This is a genomic window from Methylobacterium sp. E-005, assembly GCF_022829725.1.
Lineage (GTDB): Bacteria > Pseudomonadota > Alphaproteobacteria > Rhizobiales > Beijerinckiaceae > Methylobacterium.
This window is the reverse complement of sequence record NZ_JAKSYG010000018.1, coordinates 23,661-41,527: the sequence shown is the minus strand read 5'-3', so window position 1 is coordinate 41,527 and position 17,867 is coordinate 23,661. Positions and strand designations below refer to the sequence as shown.

20 protein-coding genes are annotated in these 17,867 nt (G+C 70.6%); 10 read left to right on the top strand and 10 right to left on the bottom strand.

Translation table 11 applies throughout. The annotated features are described in order from the left end of the window. Positions 1-31: 31 nt before the first annotated feature. Positions 32-1,060, bottom strand: coding sequence for a hypothetical protein (locus tag MKK88_RS00690; RefSeq protein ID WP_243996658.1), 1,029 nt, complete (start codon positions 1,058-1,060; stop codon positions 32-34). 133 nt (positions 1,061-1,193) lie between these two features. Here MKK88_RS00690 and MKK88_RS00685 point away from each other — a divergent pair, with 133 nt between their 5' ends. The 5 genes from MKK88_RS00685 (at position 1,194) to MKK88_RS00665 (ending at position 6,232) form a co-directional block, all read left to right on the top strand. Beyond that, the gene (locus MKK88_RS00685; protein ID WP_243996663.1) at positions 1,194-2,360 is read left to right on the top strand and encodes an MFS transporter; all 1,167 of its coding nucleotides are present in this window, start codon (positions 1,194-1,196) and stop codon (positions 2,358-2,360) included. Positions 2,361-2,411: 51 nt separating this feature from the next. Next, a complete protein-coding gene (locus MKK88_RS00680; RefSeq protein ID WP_243996657.1) occupies positions 2,412-3,563 on the top strand; it encodes an ABC transporter permease in 1,152 nt (383 codons plus the stop codon). Between the two features lie 35 nt (positions 3,564-3,598). Further along, a complete protein-coding gene (locus MKK88_RS00675) occupies positions 3,599-4,384 on the top strand; it encodes an ABC transporter ATP-binding protein (RefSeq protein WP_409566600.1) in 786 nt (261 codons plus the stop codon). Between the two features lie 62 nt (positions 4,385-4,446). Further along, positions 4,447-5,529 (top strand): MlaD family protein, encoded by a 1,083-nt coding sequence (locus tag MKK88_RS00670; protein ID WP_243996655.1) that lies wholly within the window; start codon positions 4,447-4,449, stop codon positions 5,527-5,529. 121 nt (positions 5,530-5,650) lie between these two features. Beyond that, a complete protein-coding gene (locus MKK88_RS00665) occupies positions 5,651-6,232 on the top strand; it encodes an ABC-type transport auxiliary lipoprotein family protein (RefSeq protein WP_243996654.1) in 582 nt (193 codons plus the stop codon). Positions 6,233-6,239: 7 nt separating this feature from the next. Here MKK88_RS00665 and MKK88_RS00660 read toward each other — a convergent pair whose 3' ends face one another. The 3 genes from MKK88_RS00660 to thiE all read right to left on the bottom strand — a co-directional run bounded on the left by MKK88_RS00660 (position 6,240) and on the right by thiE (position 8,487). Next, positions 6,240-6,866 (bottom strand): helix-turn-helix domain-containing protein, encoded by a 627-nt coding sequence (locus MKK88_RS00660; RefSeq protein WP_243996662.1) that lies wholly within the window; start codon positions 6,864-6,866, stop codon positions 6,240-6,242. A 107-nt stretch (positions 6,867-6,973) separates the two neighbouring features. Beyond that, positions 6,974-7,786, bottom strand: a complete 813-nt coding sequence (thiD, locus tag MKK88_RS00655) for a bifunctional hydroxymethylpyrimidine kinase/phosphomethylpyrimidine kinase (RefSeq protein ID WP_243996653.1) — start codon at positions 7,784-7,786, stop codon at positions 6,974-6,976. Continuing rightward, positions 7,783-8,487 carry a thiamine phosphate synthase gene (gene thiE, locus MKK88_RS00650; RefSeq protein WP_243996652.1) on the bottom strand — a complete coding sequence of 235 codons (705 nt, stop codon included), beginning with the start codon at positions 8,485-8,487 and terminating at the stop codon, positions 7,783-7,785. The genes thiD and thiE overlap by 4 nt, the downstream gene beginning before the upstream one ends. A gap of 225 nt (positions 8,488-8,712) precedes the next feature. Between thiE and MKK88_RS00645 the strand changes: the two genes are divergently transcribed. The 4 genes from MKK88_RS00645 to MKK88_RS00630 all read left to right on the top strand — a co-directional run bounded on the left by MKK88_RS00645 (position 8,713) and on the right by MKK88_RS00630 (position 12,687). Then, entirely contained in the window at positions 8,713-9,708 is a 996-nt protein-coding gene (locus MKK88_RS00645) for an NUDIX hydrolase (RefSeq protein WP_243996651.1), read from the top strand. Positions 9,709-9,817: 109 nt separating this feature from the next. Beyond that, a complete protein-coding gene (locus tag MKK88_RS00640; RefSeq protein ID WP_243996650.1) occupies positions 9,818-10,243 on the top strand; it encodes a thiol-disulfide oxidoreductase DCC family protein in 426 nt (141 codons plus the stop codon). 49 nt (positions 10,244-10,292) lie between these two features. Then, positions 10,293-11,993, top strand: coding sequence for an SDR family oxidoreductase (locus MKK88_RS00635; RefSeq protein WP_243996649.1), 1,701 nt, complete (start codon positions 10,293-10,295; stop codon positions 11,991-11,993). A 139-nt stretch (positions 11,994-12,132) separates the two neighbouring features. Beyond that, positions 12,133-12,687 carry a sugar O-acetyltransferase gene (locus tag MKK88_RS00630; protein WP_243996648.1) on the top strand — a complete coding sequence of 185 codons (555 nt, stop codon included), beginning with the start codon at positions 12,133-12,135 and terminating at the stop codon, positions 12,685-12,687. A 6-nt stretch (positions 12,688-12,693) separates the two neighbouring features. Here the strand turns inward: MKK88_RS00630 and panB are convergent, their stop codons facing one another. From panB to MKK88_RS00610, 4 genes are all read right to left on the bottom strand, one after another. Next, positions 12,694-13,512, bottom strand: coding sequence for a 3-methyl-2-oxobutanoate hydroxymethyltransferase (gene panB, locus MKK88_RS00625; protein WP_243996647.1), 819 nt, complete (start codon positions 13,510-13,512; stop codon positions 12,694-12,696). Positions 13,513-13,576: 64 nt separating this feature from the next. Next, positions 13,577-14,173 carry a rhodanese-like domain-containing protein gene (locus MKK88_RS00620; protein ID WP_243996646.1) on the bottom strand — a complete coding sequence of 199 codons (597 nt, stop codon included), beginning with the start codon at positions 14,171-14,173 and terminating at the stop codon, positions 13,577-13,579. Positions 14,174-14,176: 3 nt separating this feature from the next. After that, on the bottom strand, positions 14,177-15,004 hold the full coding sequence (locus tag MKK88_RS00615) for a quinoprotein dehydrogenase-associated SoxYZ-like carrier (RefSeq protein ID WP_243996645.1): 828 nt from the start codon (positions 15,002-15,004) through the stop codon (positions 14,177-14,179). A 43-nt stretch (positions 15,005-15,047) separates the two neighbouring features. Next, positions 15,048-16,016 carry a quinoprotein relay system zinc metallohydrolase 2 gene (locus MKK88_RS00610; RefSeq protein ID WP_243996644.1) on the bottom strand — a complete coding sequence of 323 codons (969 nt, stop codon included), beginning with the start codon at positions 16,014-16,016 and terminating at the stop codon, positions 15,048-15,050. Positions 16,017-16,143: 127 nt separating this feature from the next. On the opposite strand from MKK88_RS00610, the gene MKK88_RS00605 reads away from it, so the two are divergent. Next, the gene (locus MKK88_RS00605; protein ID WP_243996643.1) at positions 16,144-16,710 is read left to right on the top strand and encodes a TetR/AcrR family transcriptional regulator; all 567 of its coding nucleotides are present in this window, start codon (positions 16,144-16,146) and stop codon (positions 16,708-16,710) included. On the opposite strand, the gene queC is transcribed toward MKK88_RS00605, so the two are convergent. Next, positions 16,697-17,410 carry a 7-cyano-7-deazaguanine synthase QueC gene (queC, locus tag MKK88_RS00600; RefSeq protein WP_243996642.1) on the bottom strand — a complete coding sequence of 238 codons (714 nt, stop codon included), beginning with the start codon at positions 17,408-17,410 and terminating at the stop codon, positions 16,697-16,699. The two genes, MKK88_RS00605 and queC, sit on opposite strands and share 14 nt — an antisense overlap. Next, positions 17,400-17,756: a 6-carboxytetrahydropterin synthase QueD gene (gene queD / locus MKK88_RS00595; RefSeq protein WP_243996641.1), complete on the bottom strand. Its 357-nt coding sequence runs from the start codon at positions 17,754-17,756 to the stop codon at positions 17,400-17,402. The genes queC and queD overlap by 11 nt, the downstream gene beginning before the upstream one ends. Between the last annotated feature and the right edge of the window lie 111 nt (positions 17,757-17,867).

The following is a 17,867-nucleotide window of genomic DNA, read 5'->3' as shown; positions in this document are numbered from 1 at the left end:
GGGGGGGTCCGGGCGCTCCCCGGTCGGTGTCTCAGGCGAACGGCGGCAGCCGCTGCTGGGGCGAGAGCCCGCCGATCGGGGCGGGCCTAAGCGCCGTGTCCAGGGCTCCCGGTGGCGCCGGAACCCCATCGGGTTCGGGGGTGGCCGCGGCGAGGCCGGCCCAGGCGAGTTCGGGGGGGTCGCGGGCCGGGGCGTCGTCGACGCTGTCGGCCATGACGCTCTCGGCCATGACGCTCTCGGCCATGATGCTCTCGGCCATGATGCTTTCTGGCCCGGCCACCTCGGTGTCGGGCTCGCCCGCAATCGGCAGGAACACGAGGTCCTCGTGCAGCGGCAGGCTCCCCGGCCGGGCCACGAGGGCGGCGGCCGTGACGGCCGGGACATCCATGCCGATATAGCGGTCGATGTCGCTCTGGTTGAGATCGGACGCGCCGATCTCCGCGGCCCCGGCTTCGCTCAGTGACGGAACCGGCTCGGCCTCCTCGCCCCAGATCGCGATCATGGCCGACAGGCGGTCCTCCAGGTAGCGCAGGGTATAGACGATCCGGGCGATGCGCTGCGCGGTGAGGTCCTGGAACGAGCAGGCCGTGTAGATCCCGGTGGCGTGGTGGTCGAGGACGTCGCAGGCCGCCTCGTTGGCGCCCTGCTCGCGCAGCGTCCAGGCCGCCTCCTGAATCGCCTCGGCGGAACCGAGGATGTCCGAGGTCGCCCGCTCGGTCTCGCGCACGATGCCGTCGAGGGCGAGCGACGCCTCGGTCAGGCGCGTCTGCTCGTGGTTGGCGGCGCTGATCGCGGCGATCTCCGCCTTCGTCCGGCTGATCGCGTCGGCCATGTCGACGAGGTTGCCGCGCAGATGTCCGAAGGCCTCGTGGCCGCGATCCGCGGTGACGGTCCGCTCCAGGCGGGCGATCGCCCCGAGCAGCATCTCGGTCTCGGCCCCCCGGTTACGGCGGGCATGTTCGGCCAGGAACCAGCGCCCGCGCTCGGTGCCCGAGATGGTCGCCGCGATGGCCTCGTACTCGGCCGATGCGTTCGGGCTCGGGCTTGCGGGACCGGACATGGGTTTTCCTGAACGCAGTCTGCAACCGCGAGGCGAGCGCAATTTGACAGGATCCGTTTAACGGTCACTTACGGGGCGCCCGAGGCCGATCCCTCCGCGCGTGCCCTCTGAATCCCCCGCCCCGAGTTCGATGTTGCCTCGCCCGTCCGGCCCGGCGCGCCTGTCGCTGCTCTACGCCGTCGTCTTCACCGAGATCGGCATCGCCATGCCGTTCATGCCGCTCTGGCTCGATGCCCTGGGGCTCGATGCCGCGGTGATCGGTGTGCTCCTCGCCCTGCCGATCGCCACCCGGATCGCCGCCACGGCGCCGCTGATGAGCCTGCTCGACCGGGGGCTCGGGCCGCGCCGGATGATTCTCGCCGGCAGCCTCGCGCTCAGCCTCACCTACGCATTGATGCCGGGGGCCGCCGGGATCGGCTGGCCCCTGCTCGCCCTGCTGATCGTGCTGAACGCGGTCGCGGGCTCGCCGCTGGTGCCCTGCATCGACTACCTGACGCTCGCGGCCGTGCGGCAGGACAACCGCCTCGCCTATTCCCGGATCCGGATGGCGGGCTCCATCGCCTTCCTGCTGGCGAACTTGGCGGGGGGCTTCCTGCTCTCGGCGCTCGGCGGCCGGCTCGCGGTGCCGCTGCTGCTCACCGGCCTCGCCCTCGGGGCTGCCCTGGTGGCGTGGCGCAGTCAGGCGATGACGGGCCTGAAGCAGGCCGAGGACGGGACCGGCCGGCCGAAGCTGCCGCGGAAGCTCTGGCTCTGCATCGGCGCGGCTGCGTCGATCCAGGCGAGCCATGGGGCGATCTATGGGTTCGGCAGCATCTACTGGACGAGCCAGGGCATCCCGGCGGCGTGGGTCGGGTCGCTCTGGGCGGTCGGCGTGCTGTCCGAGATCGTGCTGCTCGCCGTCATGCCGGCCCTGCCGGCCGCGTGGCGCCGCCCGGTGCGGCTCCTGAGCCTCGGCGCCGCCGCCGCGATCCTGCGGGCGGTCGGCATGTTCCTGATCGGCGACCGCCTCGCCGCCCTGGTGCCGCTGCAGGCTCTGCACGGGTTGACCTTCGGGGCGACGCAGCTCGGCGCCATGGCGGCGGTCTCGGCCTACGCTCCGGACGGCGCGCGGGGTCGGGCGCAGGGCACGCTCAGCGCGGTCAATGCCAGCATCTCCGTGGTCGCCACCCTGGTGAGCGGCCTCGCCTACCGGGCTGGCGGCCCCCTCGCCTTCCTGCTGATGGCGCCGCTGGCCGGCGTTGGCCTCGGACTGGCGCTGGCCTCCCGCGGCGCGACATCGGAGACGGATCGTCAACCGTAATGTCGACATAACCGCCCGGCAGGGTGGTGCCTCGATCGAGGAGAGAGGGTCTTGCTGAGCGAGGACAGAGTTCCCGTCATCTCGGCCGGCGCATCGGTGCGGGAGCCGGCGGAACACGGCCGGCTGCAGCTCGACGGCCGCTGGACCGCCGACCAGGCGCCCGCCGTCGAGGCCGCGGCCGCGCGCATCGCGGCTGCCGGCCGGGCGGACCCCGTGGCCCTCGACCTGTCGGGAATCGAGCGCCTCGACACGCTCGGCGCCTGGGTCCTCGAGCGCACCCGCGCGGAGATCGAGCAGGCCGGGAGCGCCCTCACCTATCACGCGGTTCGGTCGGAGCACCGGACCCTGCTGGGCGAGGTCCGCCTGCGCGAGCCCGAGGCGCCGCCGCCGCGGCGGCACGGCGTGATCGTCGGTGCCCTCGACGCCACCGGGCGGCAGACCGTGCAGGGCGGCCAGGAATTCGTCACCGCCCTCGCCTTCCTGGGCGAGCTGATCGCCGCCTGCGGGCGCGTCGCCGTGCGGCCCGGGACTTTCCGGGGCAACGCCCTCGTCAACCAGATCCAGCAGGTGGCGCTCAACGGCACGCCGATCATCGTGCTGATCTCGTTCCTCGTGGGCGGCATCGTCGCCCAGCAGGGCATCTTCCAGCTCCAGCGCTTCGGCGCGCAGACCTTCGTGGTCAACCTGATCGGCCTCTTGATCCTGCGCGAGATGGGCGTGCTGCTGACCTCGATCATGGTCGCCGGCCGCTCCGGCTCGGCGATCACCGCCGAGATCGGCTCGATGCGCATGCGCGAGGAGGTCGATGCCCTGCGCGTCATGGGCCTCGACCCGGTCGAGATCCTGATCGTGCCCCGGGTGCTCGCCCTGATGATCGGCCTGCCGATGCTGACGCTGATCGGCGACCTGGCGGCGCTCGCGGGCGGCGGGCTGACCGCGATGCTCTACGGCGGGTTGACCCTCGACCAGTTCCTGGTTCGGCTCCAGGCGGCGGTGGGCGTCCACCACGTGATGGTCGGTCTGATCAAGGCGCCGTTCATGGCGCTGACCATCGGGGTGATCGCCACGATCGAGGGGTTTGCCGTGGAGGGCTCGGCGGAATCCCTCGGCCGCCACGTCACCGCCTCGGTCGTGAAGTCCATCTTCATGGTCATCGTCCTCGATGGCCTGTTCGCGGTGTTCTTCGCCGCGATCGATTTCTAAGACCCGGCCCGATGACCGCCCCGATGGATACCCCGATGTCCGCCCCTGCGCCGATCATCCGCGTGCGCGACCTCGTGGTCGGCTTCCGCGACCGCAACATCCTCAAGGGCCTGAGCCTGGACATCCGCGCCGGCGAGATCCTGGGCTTCGTCGGACCCTCGGGCCAGGGCAAGTCGGTGCTCACCCGGACGATCCTCGGCCTCAACCCGAAGCGGGCGGGCACGATCGAGGTGTTCGGCCGGGACGTCGATGAACTCACCTACGCCGAGCGGCGGCGCATGGAGCAGCGCTGGGGCGTGCTGTTCCAGCAGGGGGCGCTGTTCTCGGCGCTCACCGTCAAGCAGAACATCCAGGTGCCGATGCGCGAGCACCTGAACCTGTCCGAGCGCCTGCTCGACGAGTTCGCGCGGCTCAAGATCGAGATGGTCGGCCTGAAGCCCGACGCCGCCGACAAGCTGCCTTCCGAACTCTCGGGCGGCATGATCAAGCGCGCGGCCTTGGCCCGCTCCCTGGCGCTCGATCCCGAGATCCTGTTCCTCGACGAGCCGACCTCGGGCCTCGACCCGATCGGCGCGGGGGAATTCGACGACCTCGTCTCGACCCTGAAGGAGACGCTGGGCCTAACCGTGTTCATGGTCACCCACGACCTCGACAGCCTCTACACCGCCTGCGACCGGATCGCGGCGCTCGGCGACGGCCAGATCATCGCGGCCGGCACCATCGAGGAGATGCTGGCGAGCGACCATCCCTGGCTGCGCTCCTACTTCCACGGCAAGCGCGCCCGTACCATCGCCACGGGCGGCACGGCCCTGCATGCCTGAGCGCCGCCCCCATCCCATTCCGCCCCGCGCCAATCCGCCGGGCAGACACACAGGCTGAGCGCATGGAAACCCGCGCGAACTACGCCCTGATCGGGGCCTTCACCATCGCCGTGATCCTGGCGGGCTTCGGCACCGTGCTGTGGCTCTCCGGCGGCTCGTCCCGGCAGGTCAGCCAGACGGTGCGGATCGTCTTCTCCGGCTCGGTCGGGGGGCTGTCGCGCGGGTCGAGCGTGAACTTCAACGGCATCAAGGTCGGCGAGGTCACCGATATCCGCCTCGCCCCGCAGGATCCGCGCCGGGTGCTCGCCCAGATCAAGGTCGATCCCGCGACCCCGCTGCGGGCCGATACCCGCGCCCGGCTCGATTCGGCGATGCTCACCGGCGTCTCGGTGATCTCGCTCTCCGGCGGCAACGCCGACGCGCCGGTGCTGACCCCGATGGCCAATGGCGAGCCGCCGACGATCTTCGCCGATTCCTCCGACATGCAGGACATGATGGCGCTCGCCCGTCAGGTGGCGCAGCGGGCCGACGACATGCTGGCCCGGCTCGACCGGCTGGTCTCCGCCAACGAGGGCGCGATCAACCGCTCGCTCACCAACGTCGAGACCTTCTCGAAGACGCTGGCCGATGCCGGGCCGAACATCTCGGCCCTGGTCAAGGCGGTGGACGGGGCAAAACTCGGCCACGTGATCGACAACGCCGACCGATTCTCGGAGGCCCTGTCCAAATCCAGCCCCGATATCGAGGGCGCCGTGCACGACGCCCGCTCGCTCGCCGGCAAGCTCAATGCCTCGGCCGACAAGATCGACGCGGTGCTCAACGGCGCCCAGGGCTTCCTGGGCTCGGCCTCGGGGCAGGAGGGCTCCAGCACCTTCGCGGAGATCCGCGCGGCGGCGATCTCGGTGCGCGACGCCGGCAAGGCGTTCCGGGTGATGTCGGAGAACCTCGACAAGCGCACCGCCAGCATCTCGACCAATTTCGGCCGCCTGAGCGGCACCGGCCGCCGGGAGGTCGAGGCCCTGTCGGGGGATGGCCAGCGGACGCTGAGCACCCTCAACCGCACCGTGCGGAGCCTGGAGCGGGATCCGAGTCAGGTGATATTCGGCGGCAAACCATCGTTGCCGGAATACAACGGCGGACGCTGAAATCACGGCCCGCCGGGTCGATGTGTCCCGGCGCACGGCACGGATACCGATGCGGGCTAGTTTTAACGGCATAGCTTTTACAACTCCGCCGTTCGTCGGCGGGGTCTCTCAGGTCATGTGTATGGTCCGCTCGTCCCACATCGCCGCCGCTGTGTTGCTCGCCGCCCTGCTGGGTGGCTGCGGCGGCGGCGCGGCGCCGTTGACCTTCGATCTCGCGGCCCTGCCCCCGGCCGGGCGGCCGGTGGCGGCCGGCCGGTCGATCACGGTCTCGGAGCCGGTGGGCATCCAGCCCTTCGAGGCGGATCGGATCATCGTGCGCGAGGGCGGCGGGTCGCTCGCCTTCCTGGGCGGCGGCCAATGGGCCGACCGGCTGCCGCGGCTGATCCAGTCCCGGATCATCCAGAGCCTGGAGAATTCCGGGCGGTTGCGCTCGGTGAGCCGCCCCGGCGACAAGATCGTGGCCGATTACCAGCTGATCAGCGAGATCCGCGCCTTCGACGTCCAGGCGGCGACCGGCGAGGCGGTGGTGGATCTGGCGCTGAAGCTCGTGGCCGACGGCACCGGCAAGGTGACGGCCGCGCGGATCTTCGTGGCCCGGGTGCCGGTGGCCAAGATCGACGCCGGCAACGGGGCCCGCGCCCTCGACCAGGCGCTGATGATGGTGTTGGCCGACGTGGTGCGGTGGGTGAATACGGGGCGGTGAGCCCGTGTCACTCCATCACGGCCGCCTTCATGATCACCACCATGGTGGCCCGGGCCGGGCCGTCCGTGCAGCGCACGAGGTGGGGCCGGTCACAGCGGTAGCGCAGGGTCTCGCCCGCCCGCGCCCGCTGCACGGTGCCGCCGATCTCCACCTCGAACGCCCCCTCGGCGACCGACAGCGATTCCACCGAACCGCGCTGGTGCGGGTCCGAATCGAGGACCCCGCCCGGGTCGGCCGTAACCTCGTACCATTGCAGCCACTCGATCGTCTTCAGCCAGCCGATGATGGCGAGCCGGACCTTCCCGTCCTCGGAGACCAGGATCGGCGTATCGGCCCGGGAGGTCTTTTCGATGAACGGCTCCTCGTCGCCCGTCGCCAGGACCCGCTCGATCGACACGTCGAGGGCCTGGGAGAGCCGCCAGATCGTGGCGAGCGTCGGGTTGGTCTCGTTGCGCTCGATCTGGCTGATGATCGACTTGGCCACGCCCGATTGCTCGGCGAGTTCCGAGAGCGACAGATTGTAGGCCTTGCGCAGCCGCTGGATGGTCTTGCCGAGCTGCCCGGAGAGCGCCTGCGCGCCCGTCAGCAGGTCGCGCCCGCGTCCCCGGTCTGGCCGTTCCGCCTGATCCTGCATCGCCACCGGCCCGCCTGCGCCGTTCCGTTATCCGAACGATCGTGCGCTTCTTCAAACGCAATCGTCATCCGGTTGCAAGGCGGCGGACAGCGCCTCAGTGCGCCGATCTATCCCCAAAGGCCGTGGAAATGATGGACCGGCCCGTGCCCGGCGCCGATCGCCAGTTCATCCGCGGCGGCGAGCGCCGCCGTGAGATAGGTCTTGGCCTCCGCCACTGCGGCCGGCAGCGACAGGCCGCGGGCCAGACCCGCCGCGATGGCGGATGAGAGGGTGCAGCCGGTGCCGTGGGTGTTGGCGGTGGCGATCCGCGGCGCCACGAGGGTCCGCAGGGTCCCGTCCGCCGTGACGAGGTGGTCGATGCTCTCGCGCCCCGTCCCGTGCCCGCCCTTGATCAGCACCGCCCGGGCCCCGAGCGCCACGAGCCGCCGCGCCTGGGCGGCGGCGGTCGCCGGGTCCTCGGCGACGGATTCGCCGAGCAGCACCGCCGCCTCCGGCAGGTTGGGGGTGATCAGGTCGGCCCGCGCCAGCAGCCGGTCCCGGAGCGTCGCCACGGCGTCGTCGGCGATCAGCCGGTCGCCGCTGGTGGCCACCATCACGGGGTCGAGGACGACGGGGATTGTTTGGGCATGGCGCGCCAGCCCCTCGGCCACGGCCACGATCACCTCGGACCGCGACAGCATGCCGATCTTCACCGCCGTCACCGCGAGGTCGGAGAAGACGCTGTCGATCTGCCGGGCGACGAAATCCGCCGGCACGTCGTGGATACCCTGGACGCCCCGCGTGTTCTGCGCGGTGAGCGCCGTGATCACGCTGGCGCCGTAGACACCAAGCGCCGAGAACGTCTTGAGATCGGCCTGAATGCCGGCGCCGCCGCCGGAATCCGAGCCCGCGATGGTGACGGCGATTGGGGTCGCGCTCATCGGGCCCGCTCCGCCAGGGCGGCGTCGATCCGGGCGCGTAGGTCCCGGGCGCGCTGGCGCACCGGTTCCGCGCCGAACAGGGCGGTGATGACCGCCACACCGTCCGCCCCCGCGGCGACCACGGCGGCGGCGTTGTCCAGCCCGATCCCCGCGATGGCGCCGAGCGGCAGGCCCGCGCCCCGGGCGAGCCGCGCCCGGAAGGCAATGCTGGCGAACCCGTCGAGGCCGACCGGCGGGTCGGGATTGTCCTTGCTGGTGGTGGCGAACACGCCGCCGATGCAGGCATAATCCACCGGCAACCGGTACAGCTCGTCGGCCTGCGCGGTGGTCTTCACGGTGAGGCCGATGATCGCCCCCGGTCCCAGGAGCCGGCGGGCATCGGCCGGGTGGAGGTCGCCCTGGCCGAGATGCACCCCCTCCGCCCCCGCCGCGAGGGCGAGGTCGACCCGGTCGTTGACCAGCACCGGCACCCGCCCGCCGACCGCCTCCCGGATCGCCCGGATCCGCGCCAGGGCGGCGCGGGCATCCGCGATGTCCTTCTCGCGGTATTGCAGCAGGGTGCAGCCCCCCGCGACCGCCTCGGCGCCGAGCCGCGCCAGACGGTCGCCATCGCCGCCGCAGACACCGACATCGAGGAGGCCGTAGAGCCGCAGATCGACCGCCGGTCCCCCGGTCGGTGCGGCGTTCGCGCTGGCTGGCATCGCTGTCGCTCGGGCTCCATCCTGGCCGTTCGGATGGCCCCTGTTTGGTCAGCCGCCGCCGCCTTGGCAAGCGGCGTCGGACCCTGCGGCCGCCCGAGCGTCATACGGCGGCGTTGACGCGCGGCGGTCCTGCCCCCCTATAGGCGGGATCCGCTGGTGGGCGCCGGGGCGTGCGGAAACGATTGGCCCCAAAGCGCATTCGACAGGCGAGGTGGTCGAGGGACGATGGACGGTGCCGCGGTGCAGACGGGTGCGCGCGGGGCGCAGGCCCTGCCGGAGCGCTCCTCCGTAGGCCTCGTCGCGGTGATCGTCGCCGCGACCAGGGGGGAGCCGCGTGCCCTGACGATCCGCGTGCCCGATCAGGCGCCGGGCCGCGGCGACGGCCTGCCGGCCGGTCCGCTCGTCCCCGAGCACGCCACCCTGGAGCGCGGCCTGCGCGCCTGGGTGGAGCGGCAGACGCACCAGCGCCTCGGCTACGTGGAGCAACTCTACACCTTCGGCGACCGCGACCGCTCGGGCGCCGCCGCGCAATCGGGGGTGCACTCGCTGTCGGTGGCCTATCTGGCGCTGGTGCGCGAGGAGCGGCCGGCGGGCCTCGCGGAAGCCGCGTGGCAGAACTGGTACCGTTACCTGCCCTACGAGGATTTCCGCCAGGGCCGTCCGCGCCAGCTCGACGCGATCGAGGCGCGGCTCGCCGCCTGGGCGGCCGAGCCCGCGGATTGCGCCACCCGGACCCGCCGCCTCGACCGGCTTGGCCTGACCTTCGGCATGAACGGCGGCACCTGGAACGAGGAGCGCGTGCTGGAGCGCTACGAATTGCTGTTCGAGGCCGGGCTGATCCCGGAGGCCGGCGGCAATGCCGGCCCGGCGCTCCCGAACGACCCGACCGGCGTGCCGATGGCGTTCGACCACCGGCGGGTGCTCGCCACCGCGATCGGCCGGCTGCGGGGCAAGATCAAGTACCGCCCGGTGGTGTTCGAGCTGATGCCGCCGGAATTCACCCTGCTCCAGCTCCAGCGCACCGTGGAAGCACTCTCGGGCACGCAGCTGCACAAGCAGAATTTCCGCCGGCTCGTGGCGCAGCAGGGGCTGGTGGAGGAGACCGAGAGCGTCACCAGCGGCGCCGCCGGGAGGCCGGCGCGGCTGGTGCGGTTCCGGCGTGAGGTCTTGTTGGAGCGCCCGGCCCCGGGCTTGCGGCTGCCGTCGCGGCGGGTGGGGTGATGGGGTGGGGCTCCGAGGCGTGAGCCCGTGACGTCTGCCGGCATGCGACGAACGCGTGCGGCGGTGAGCAAGCTTCTCCTCCGGCAACCCCATCGGTTAGACTGTCTGCATGACGACGAGAGCCTGCTCGGCAGCGGATCCCGCTGGTCCCATCGTCCTGTTCGACGCCGAATGCGTGCTGTGCTCGGCCAACGCCCAGTTCATCCTGACGCGCGATCGCGCGGCGCGATTTCGCCTCGCCTCCATGCAGAGCGCGATCGGCCAATCCCTCTATCGCAGGCACGGCATGGATCCCGAGGATCCGGTAAGCCTGCTGGTGGTGGAGGGCGATCGGATTCGCCAGGACAGTGATGCGGTCATCAGCATCTACGAGACGCTCGGGTATCCCTGGAGGCTGGCGCGGATCTTCCGGATCGTCCCGGCTTGGCTGCGGGATCGCGTCTACCGGTTCATCGCGCGAAACCGCTACCGCTGGTTCGGCCGACGTGACACCTGCTGGATCGCCCCCGATCGGTACCGCGATCGGATCCTGTGAGGCAATCGATCGTACGATCCTGAACTCCTCCTGACGGGAACGCCGATCGATGAAGGTCCTGATCCTGGGGGGCTATGGGGTCTTCGGCGGCAGGCTCGTTCAGCTTCTGCACGATGTCCCGGGTCTCCATCTTGTCATCTGCGGGCGCAGCCTGGAGCGGGCACAGGCGTTCTGTGCGCAGCATCGCGGCAGGACGCTGGTCGAGCCCCTCGCCCTCGACCGTGCGGATATCGGGGAGGCCCTTCGCGCGCAAAGACCGAACCTCGTCGTGGACGCCTCCGGTCCGTTTCAGGATTACGGCGCCGATCCGTACCGCGTGATCGCGTGCTGTATCGCGGCGGGCGTCGATTATCTCGACTTCGCCGACGGGGCGGATTTCGTCTTCGGGGTGTCCACGTTCGACGCGGCGGCGAAGGCCGCCGGCGTCGTGGTCCTCTCCGGCGTCAGCAGCTTTCCCGTGCTGACCGCGGCCGTTCTGCGCAGGATGGCGTCGGGTATGGAGATCCACGCCGTCGAGGGCGGCATCGCCCCCTCGCCCTATGCCGGGATCGGCCTCAACGTCATGCGTGCGGTGGTCGGATATGCCGGCGGTCCGGTCAAGTTGCGGCGCGGCGGGCGGCCGTTCGAGGCGAGGGGCCTGACCGAGAGCCGGCGATTCACGGTCGCGGTGCCGGGGCGTCTGCCCCTGCGAAACCTGCGCTTCTCCCTGGTCGACGTGCCGGACCTGCTGGTTCTTCCGCCCGAGCACCCCGCGATGACCGACATCTGGATGGGCGCCGGACCGGTACCCGAGTCTCTGCACCGGGTGCTCAACCTCCTGGCCAAGGCCCGGGCGCGGTTCCGGCTGCCCGCCCTGACGCCGTTCTCGCGACTGTTCTACGCGGTGCTGAACCGGCTGCGGTACGGCGAGCATCGCGGAGGCATGGTCGTGTCCGTCCGCGGGCGCTGCGGAAACCGGGATGTCGTGCGCAGCTGGCATCTCCTGGCCGAGGGCGACGACGGTCCGCTGATCCCGTCGATGGCGATCGAGGCGCTGATCCGGAAGATGCTGCGCGGCGAGCGGCCCGTCACCGGTGCCCGATCGGCGGTCCGCGCCCTGGAACTGGACGATTACGAGGCGCTGTTCGCCCGCCGGGCGATCGTCTTCGGTTTCCGGGACGAGGATGATAGCGGGACGATCTATCGCGCTATTCTCGGCTCGGCCTTCGACGCGCTGCCCGCGCGTGTCCGCGAGCTTCACGCGGGGTCCGGCCCCCGGCGCTGGACCGGCTCGGCGACGGTCCGGCGCGGGCGCGGGCCCATCGCGCGGCTCCTGTGTGCGCGGCTCGGATTTCCGGACGCGGCCGAGGATGTTCCCGCGACGGTCACGTTCGCTCCGGTGCCCGGGGGCGAGCGGTGGACCCGGACCATCGGCGGGAAGACCTTCGCGTCGCTTCAATCGGCCGGCACGGGCCGGGATCGCTACCTGTTGATCGAGCGGTTCGGCCTCGCCGTCTTCGCGGTCGCCCTCGTTCGAGACGGGCCGCGCCTCCTGTTCGTACCCAGGCGATGGTCCATTTTGAAAGTTCCGATGCCGCGATATCTGCTGCCGACAGGCGCGTGCTTCGAGACCGAGAGAGACGGGGCGTTCGCCTTCGACATCACGATCCAAGCGCCGCTCGTCGGGCTGATCGTCGCCTATCGCGGAACGCTTCAACCGGCGACGATGGCGCGTCCCGCAGCCCACGCCGAAGCCGACCGGCTTCCGTGAGCCCCCGCATTGCTGTGCCCGCTTCGCGGGTGATCATCCCGTGAGGGACGGCCGGGGTGGGGGTGGAGCCTGCCCGCATTGGAGCCCCTCGCCGACCCGCATCCCATCCTGTCCGGGACCCACGCAGGACATCGACCGCATGACAGCCAAGACTGAGAAGCAAAAGATGCTGTCCGGCGAGCCCTACCGGCCCGGCGACCCGGAACTCGCCGCCGATGCGCGGCGTGCCCGCGCCTGGATGGTCCGCTACAACGCCACCCTGGCCGCCTCCCCCGACGAGCGGCGTGTCCTCCTGCGCGAACTCCTCGGCCATGTCGGCGCGGGCGCGGTGATCCGGCCGCCGTTCTTCTGCGATTACGGCCAGCACATCGCGGTCGGCGACGGGGTGTTCCTCAACTTCAACTGCGTGATCCTCGACGTCGCCCCCGTGTCGATCGGCACCCTTACCCAGGTCGGCCCCGGGGTGCAGTTCCTGACCGCCGACCATCCGCGCGATCCGGAGTTGCGGCGGGCGGGCGTCGAATCCGGCCGGCCCATCACGGTCGGGGCGAATGTCTGGATCGGCGGCGGCGCGCTGATCCTGCCCGGCGTCACGGTGGGTGACGATGCCATCATCGGCGCGGGCGCGGTCGTCACCCGCGACGTGCCGGCGGGGGCGACCGTCGTCGGCAACCCGGCCCGGCCGCTGGGCTGAGTGGGCCTAACCGTAGGTGTGGTCCGCGGCCGGGAACCGCCCGGCCTGGACTTCCTCGGCATAGGCCTTCACGGCCTCCTCGATATGGCTCCGCAGGCTGCCGAACTGCCGCACGAATTTCGGCGTGCGTTCGGACAGGCCGAGCATGTCCTCCAGAACCAGGATCTGCCCGTCGCAGACCGCCGAGGCGCCGATGCCGATCGTCGCTGCGCTCACCCGCGGCGAGGTCGCGATCGCCCGGGCCACCGGCTCGACGATGCCCTCCAGCACGATCGCGAAGGCCCCGGCCTCGGAGATCGCGCGGGCATCCTCCAGCAGGCGGCGCTCGTCATCGGGGGCGCGGCCCTGCACCTTGAACCCGCCCATCGTGTTCACCGCCTGCGGGGTGAGCCCGATATGGCCCATCACCGGCACGCCGCGCTGGACGAGGAACGCCACCGTCTCGGCGAAATGCGCGCCGCCCTCCATCTTGATCGCGCCGGCGCCGCTCTCCTTCAGCACCCGGGCGGCGTTGAGGAAGGCCTGCTCCTTGCTCGCCTCGTAGGAGCCGAACGGCATGTCGACCACGACGAGCGCCTTCTGCGTGCCCCGGATCACCGCCTGCGCCTGGAGGATCATCATTTCCAGGGTGACGGGAATCGTCGATTCCATCCCGTGCATGACCATGCCGAGGGAATCGCCCACGAGGATGAAGTCGCAATAGGGATCGACGATGCCGGCGGTGTGGGCGTGGTAGGCGGTGAGCGCGATAATCTTGCGCCCCTCGGCCTTGCGCTTGCCGATATCGATCGCCCGGAGCCGGCGCGACTGCACGACCTGCGACATGGTTCAGATCCCTTTTGGTGTCCGCGCGTCTCCCTCCCCCTCTTACACCGCCGGGCGCCGCGGGTCAGCGGCCCGCCTGCTTTTCGCTCGCTGCCTTCCAGGCGGGGTCGACGCGCAGATTCGTCGTCTCGTGCTTCTCCTGCCAGCCCTCGACGCCCTCGGGGAACCAGCGGATGCCGGTATAGCCCTTGCGAGCCAGCCGCTTGGCGGCGTTCCAGCTGCCCCAGCACTCGACGTGGCAGAACACCACGATGGGCTTGGCCTTGTCGCCTCCGGTCAGCTCGGCGACGCGTTCGTAGAACAGCGCCTCGCGCTCCGGCGCCAGGGGCTCGGCCCCGGCCTCCGGCATCCAGACCGCCCCGGGGATCGAGGGATGCACCGGCAGCCACAGGCGTCCGGCCGGGAAGTTCGACGGCTTGCGGTCGGGAGCCGCCACGTCGATCAGCACCGGCTTGTCCGGCCCCGCCATCAGGGCGGCGAGGGCATCGGCATCCACCACCGCGGCGCCCTTCAGGGTCGGCGGCGTGTAGCCATGCGGCGGCCCCGCGTAGAGCCCCTCCGGCTCGGGCACGTTGACGGGCGAATCGGCCGGGGCCGCGGCGAGGCAGCAGAGGGCGGTCAGCGCCGCCGCGATCCGACCGATCATGCGTCCCTGACCCATCGCTCAGTTCGTCGGCGCCGGCGGATTGAAGCTGTGCTGCCAGTGGCCGCCCTGGTTGTCGGAGGCCGCCACCTGGATCGGCTTGCCGTCCGGCTTGAAAGCGAAGTTGATCACCGGGTTGGAGGCGATCGAGATGTCGCCCGTCAGGGTGAAGACCTTCTGGTCGCCGGCCGAGACGGTGAGCTTGTCGATGTAGCGCGCCGGCGTGTATTCGCGGCTCACTTGGTTCATCTGCATGCCAGAAAAGTTCGGGTGGCGGACCATCAGCGTCGCCTCGACCGGCTTGCCGGCGCCCGTCTCGGCGAACTTCATGCGCATGTCGCCCATGCCCTTCATGGCCTCCTCGTCGCTCATGCCCATCGGGGCCGAGCAGCCGCCGGACGCCTTCACGAACTGCTTGGCCTCGTAGAGCTTGCCGTCCTGCGTCTCCACCACGGCGTGCATGTCGGTGTAGTTGTTGACCCGCACGCGCAGCTTCAGCTCCGCCGGGTCGGCGGCCGGGCCGAACTCGAACTTGGCCGCGTAGGGCGCCGGATTGTCGTCGATGATCAGCGAGACCGCCTTGATCTGCCCGTCATTGGGCATGGTCAGGGTGATCGGCACCAGTGCGGCGTCGAGGGCGCGCGCCGGAGCGTCGATCTTCACGAGGCTGTCGGTCTGCGCGATCTGGCGGTCGCCGAAAATCGACTTGGCGATCTCCTGCCAGCGGGCGGCCCGCTCCTGATCGGTATCGGAGGCGCCGGCTGCCCAGGCCACGGGGGTGAGCGCCGTCGTCGCCACGGCGAGGCCGAGGGCGAGGCTGGAAAGTGTCTGTCCGATCCTGAACGTCATGGCGTGCCTCCCGATTGTATCAAATATGGGGACTTCAAAAAAATTATTCCCACTCGAGTTCCTGATAGGCCACGGTGACGTTGCGGCCATTATAGGTGTCGAACAGGGCCCACTTGTCCCGCTGATCCCGCGCGACGGTATCGACCGCCTTCTCGATGGAGACATCCTTGGCGATCGCCGCCCGGGTGCCGTCGCGGAGCGTCGTCAGGTAGCCGGTGAGGTCGGCGAGCGCCGGGGCGAGATCCACCACGACCGGACCGTGGCCCGGTACGGCGCGCGTGGGGCCCATGGCCTTCAGGCGCTCGACCTCCGTGAGCCAGCCCTTCAGGCTCCCGTCGAGGGACGGGATCCGGTTCACGAACAGCAGGTCGGCGGGGAACAGCAGGCCGCTGCCCGAATCGATCATCGACAGGTCCGAGGTGGTATGGGCCGGCCCATGCGCCGTGAAGGTCAGGCGGCGGTCGCCAAGATCGATCTCGGCCGTGTCGGCCACCGTCATCGTCGGGTAGACCACCGGTCCGGTGCGGTCCTCGCCCAGCAGGTCGATCAGGCGCTTGCGGTAGAACTCGCCCCGCGCGGAGAGCGCCTCGGTGAGCTTGGCATGGCCGATGAAGACCGGCTTGTCCTGCACGAAGGCGCCGGCCCCGAAGACGTGATCCGGATGGACATGGGTCAGGACCACATGGGTGATCGGCTTCTGCGTGCGCTCAACGATCTCGGCGCGCAGCCACTGGCCATCGGCGAGGCTGCCGCCGGATTCCGTCACCAGCACGCCGTTCTGACCGACGATGAAGCCGATATTGGCGATGGCGTCGGCATTCTCGGGCGTGGCGTCAGCAATCAGGCCCTTGCGCACGAAGATGCCGGGGCCGACCTCCGCCATCGTGAAGGACTCCGCCGCGCGGCCGAGGGTCGGCAGGCAGCACAGGCACAGGCCGCCGAACAGGGCGCTGCGCCGCGACAGCGCGCGGCCTCCTGGGAACGCCCTGGGATGGACGGCGGGAGCCGTCATGCCCGATCCTCCTGTTGTTCTTGTCTACCATTAGGTAGGTAGATTTTCGACCCGTCAAGTGGCAGACAGGGTGAGGTATGGGTACGGGCTGCACGTTCGCGTGAGCCGCGCCCCGGATGAGGCCGCGATGAGGGACACCCGCGCCGAACTGCTGATCCAGGCCGAAACGCTTGTGCGGGGGCGGGGCTATGCCGGCTTCAGTTATGCCGACCTCGCGGCCGCGGTGGGGATTCGCAAGGCGAGCATCCACCACCATTTCCCCAGCAAGGTGGATCTCGGCGCCGCCCTAGTGGCGGCCTATGCGGCCCGCTACGCCGCCGCCCTGGAGGCGATCCGGACGGAGGTGGCGGACGGGCCGGGGCGGATCGAGGCCTATGGTCAACTCTATCTGGGCGGCGTCGAGCAGGGGCTCGGCTGCCTCTGCGCGGCGCTGGCCATCGAGGGCGAGGCGCTGCCCGAACGTCTGCGCCGGGCCATCGCGGCCTTCTTCGCGGATCACCTCGCGTGGCTGGAGGCGGTCCTGCGCGCGGGCCAGGCAGATGGCAGCGTCCGCGCCGGGACAGATCCGGCGGCGCTCGCCCGCTACGTCATCGCCACCCTGGAGGGGGCGCTGCTGATGGAGCGCCTGTTCGCGAGCCCGGACGCCTTCCGCGGGACTCTGGCGGTGCTGGTCGACGGGCTCAGGCCGCGCTGAACCGTGCGAACCCGTCCGCTCGCAGGCGGCAGGCCGGGCAGGTGCCGCAGCCGTAGCCCCAGTCATGGCGCTGCCCGCGCTCGCCGAGGTAGCAGGTGTGGCTCTCCTCGACGATCAGGTCGACCAGCGCCCGCCCGCCGAGCGTCTCGGCCAGTTCCCAGGTCTGCGCCTTGTCGAGCCACATCAGGGGCGTGTGCAGCACGAAGCGGCGCTCCATGCCGAGATTCAGCGCCACCTGCAGCGCCTTGATGGTGTCGTCGCGGCAATCGGGATAGCCGGAATAGTCGGTCTCGCACATGCCGCCGACCACGTGGCGGAGGCCCCGCCGGTAGGCGAGCGCCGCCGCGAAGGTCAGGAACGCGATGTTGCGGCCGGGCACGAAGGTGTTGGGCAGGCCCGAGGCCTCGTAGCCGATCGCCGCCTCCCGGGTCAGCGCCGTCTCGGAGATTTGTCCGAGCGCGTCGAGCGCGACCGTGTGGTCCTCGCCGAGGCGGGGCGCCCAGGCGGAATTGATGCGGGTCGTGCCTGCCCGCAGGGCCGCACGGCGGTCGAGCTCGACCCGGTGGCGCTGGCCGTAATCGAAGCCCAAAGTCTCGACATGGTCGAACCGGTCGAGGGCCCAGGCGAGACAGGTCGCCGAATCCTGCCCACCGGAGAACAGAACCAGGGCCGACCGATCGCCGGCTGTCTCAGTCGCCATCGTATTCCGCCCAGGACATCGGGGTCTCGGCCACCCGCACGCGGGCGAGCCCCGGCAGGTCCGGCCGCAACCGATGCCAGATCCAGGCCGCGATGTTCTCGGCGGTCGGATTCTCCAGCCCCTCGATCTCGTTGAGGCAATGGTGGTCGAGCCGGGCCAGCAGCGGTCCGAAGATGCTTTCGATGTCGTAGAAGTCGATCACCCAGCCGGTCTGCGGATCGACCGGGCCGGCGACCGTCAGCTCGACCCGGTAGGAATGCCCGTGCATCCGGTGGCAGCGGTGGGTCTCGGGCACGTTCGGCAGCCGGTGGGCTGCCTCGAAGGTGAAGGCCTGGGTGATCTTCATGAGCGGGGTTCGCGGGCTGAGGACGATCGCGTACCCGCCATAACGCCGACGGGCCGTTCCACGCAAAGGCGCGCGGTGCCGGCCCGTGTTGCAGACCCCGCGCCTGCCGGG

What these genes read in the sequence shown, in the direction of transcription:
- MKK88_RS00615 (WP_243996645.1), bottom strand. Translation starts at nt 15,004, where the DNA reads ATGACGTTCAGGATCGGACAGACACTTTCCAGCCTCGCCCTCGGCCTC.
- thiE (WP_243996652.1), bottom strand. Translation starts at nt 8,487, where the DNA reads ATGCCAGCCAGCGCGAACGCCGCACCGACCGGGGGACCGGCGGTCGAT.
- MKK88_RS00620 (WP_243996646.1), bottom strand. Translation starts at nt 14,173, where the DNA reads ATGGGTCAGGGACGCATGATCGGTCGGATCGCGGCGGCGCTGACCGCC.
- thiD (WP_243996653.1), bottom strand. Translation starts at nt 7,786, where the DNA reads ATGAGCGCGACCCCAATCGCCGTCACCATCGCGGGCTCGGATTCCGGC.
- MKK88_RS00605 (WP_243996643.1), top strand. Translation starts at nt 16,144, where the DNA reads ATGAGGGACACCCGCGCCGAACTGCTGATCCAGGCCGAAACGCTTGTG.
- MKK88_RS00610 (WP_243996644.1), bottom strand. Translation starts at nt 16,016, where the DNA reads ATGACGGCTCCCGCCGTCCATCCCAGGGCGTTCCCAGGAGGCCGCGCG.
- MKK88_RS00665 (WP_243996654.1), top strand. Translation starts at nt 5,651, where the DNA reads ATGGTCCGCTCGTCCCACATCGCCGCCGCTGTGTTGCTCGCCGCCCTG.
- MKK88_RS00670 (WP_243996655.1), top strand. Translation starts at nt 4,447, where the DNA reads ATGGAAACCCGCGCGAACTACGCCCTGATCGGGGCCTTCACCATCGCC.
- queD (WP_243996641.1), bottom strand. Translation starts at nt 17,756, where the DNA reads ATGAAGATCACCCAGGCCTTCACCTTCGAGGCAGCCCACCGGCTGCCG.
- MKK88_RS00635 (WP_243996649.1), top strand. Translation starts at nt 10,293, where the DNA reads ATGAAGGTCCTGATCCTGGGGGGCTATGGGGTCTTCGGCGGCAGGCTC.
- MKK88_RS00660 (WP_243996662.1), bottom strand. Translation starts at nt 6,866, where the DNA reads ATGCAGGATCAGGCGGAACGGCCAGACCGGGGACGCGGGCGCGACCTG.
- queC (WP_243996642.1), bottom strand. Translation starts at nt 17,410, where the DNA reads ATGGCGACTGAGACAGCCGGCGATCGGTCGGCCCTGGTTCTGTTCTCC.
- MKK88_RS00640 (WP_243996650.1), top strand. Translation starts at nt 9,818, where the DNA reads ATGACGACGAGAGCCTGCTCGGCAGCGGATCCCGCTGGTCCCATCGTC.
- MKK88_RS00675 (WP_409566600.1), top strand. Translation starts at nt 3,599, where the DNA reads ATGTCCGCCCCTGCGCCGATCATCCGCGTGCGCGACCTCGTGGTCGGC.
- MKK88_RS00630 (WP_243996648.1), top strand. Translation starts at nt 12,133, where the DNA reads ATGACAGCCAAGACTGAGAAGCAAAAGATGCTGTCCGGCGAGCCCTAC.
- MKK88_RS00645 (WP_243996651.1), top strand. Translation starts at nt 8,713, where the DNA reads ATGGACGGTGCCGCGGTGCAGACGGGTGCGCGCGGGGCGCAGGCCCTG.
- panB (WP_243996647.1), bottom strand. Translation starts at nt 13,512, where the DNA reads ATGTCGCAGGTCGTGCAGTCGCGCCGGCTCCGGGCGATCGATATCGGC.
- MKK88_RS00690 (WP_243996658.1), bottom strand. Translation starts at nt 1,060, where the DNA reads ATGTCCGGTCCCGCAAGCCCGAGCCCGAACGCATCGGCCGAGTACGAG.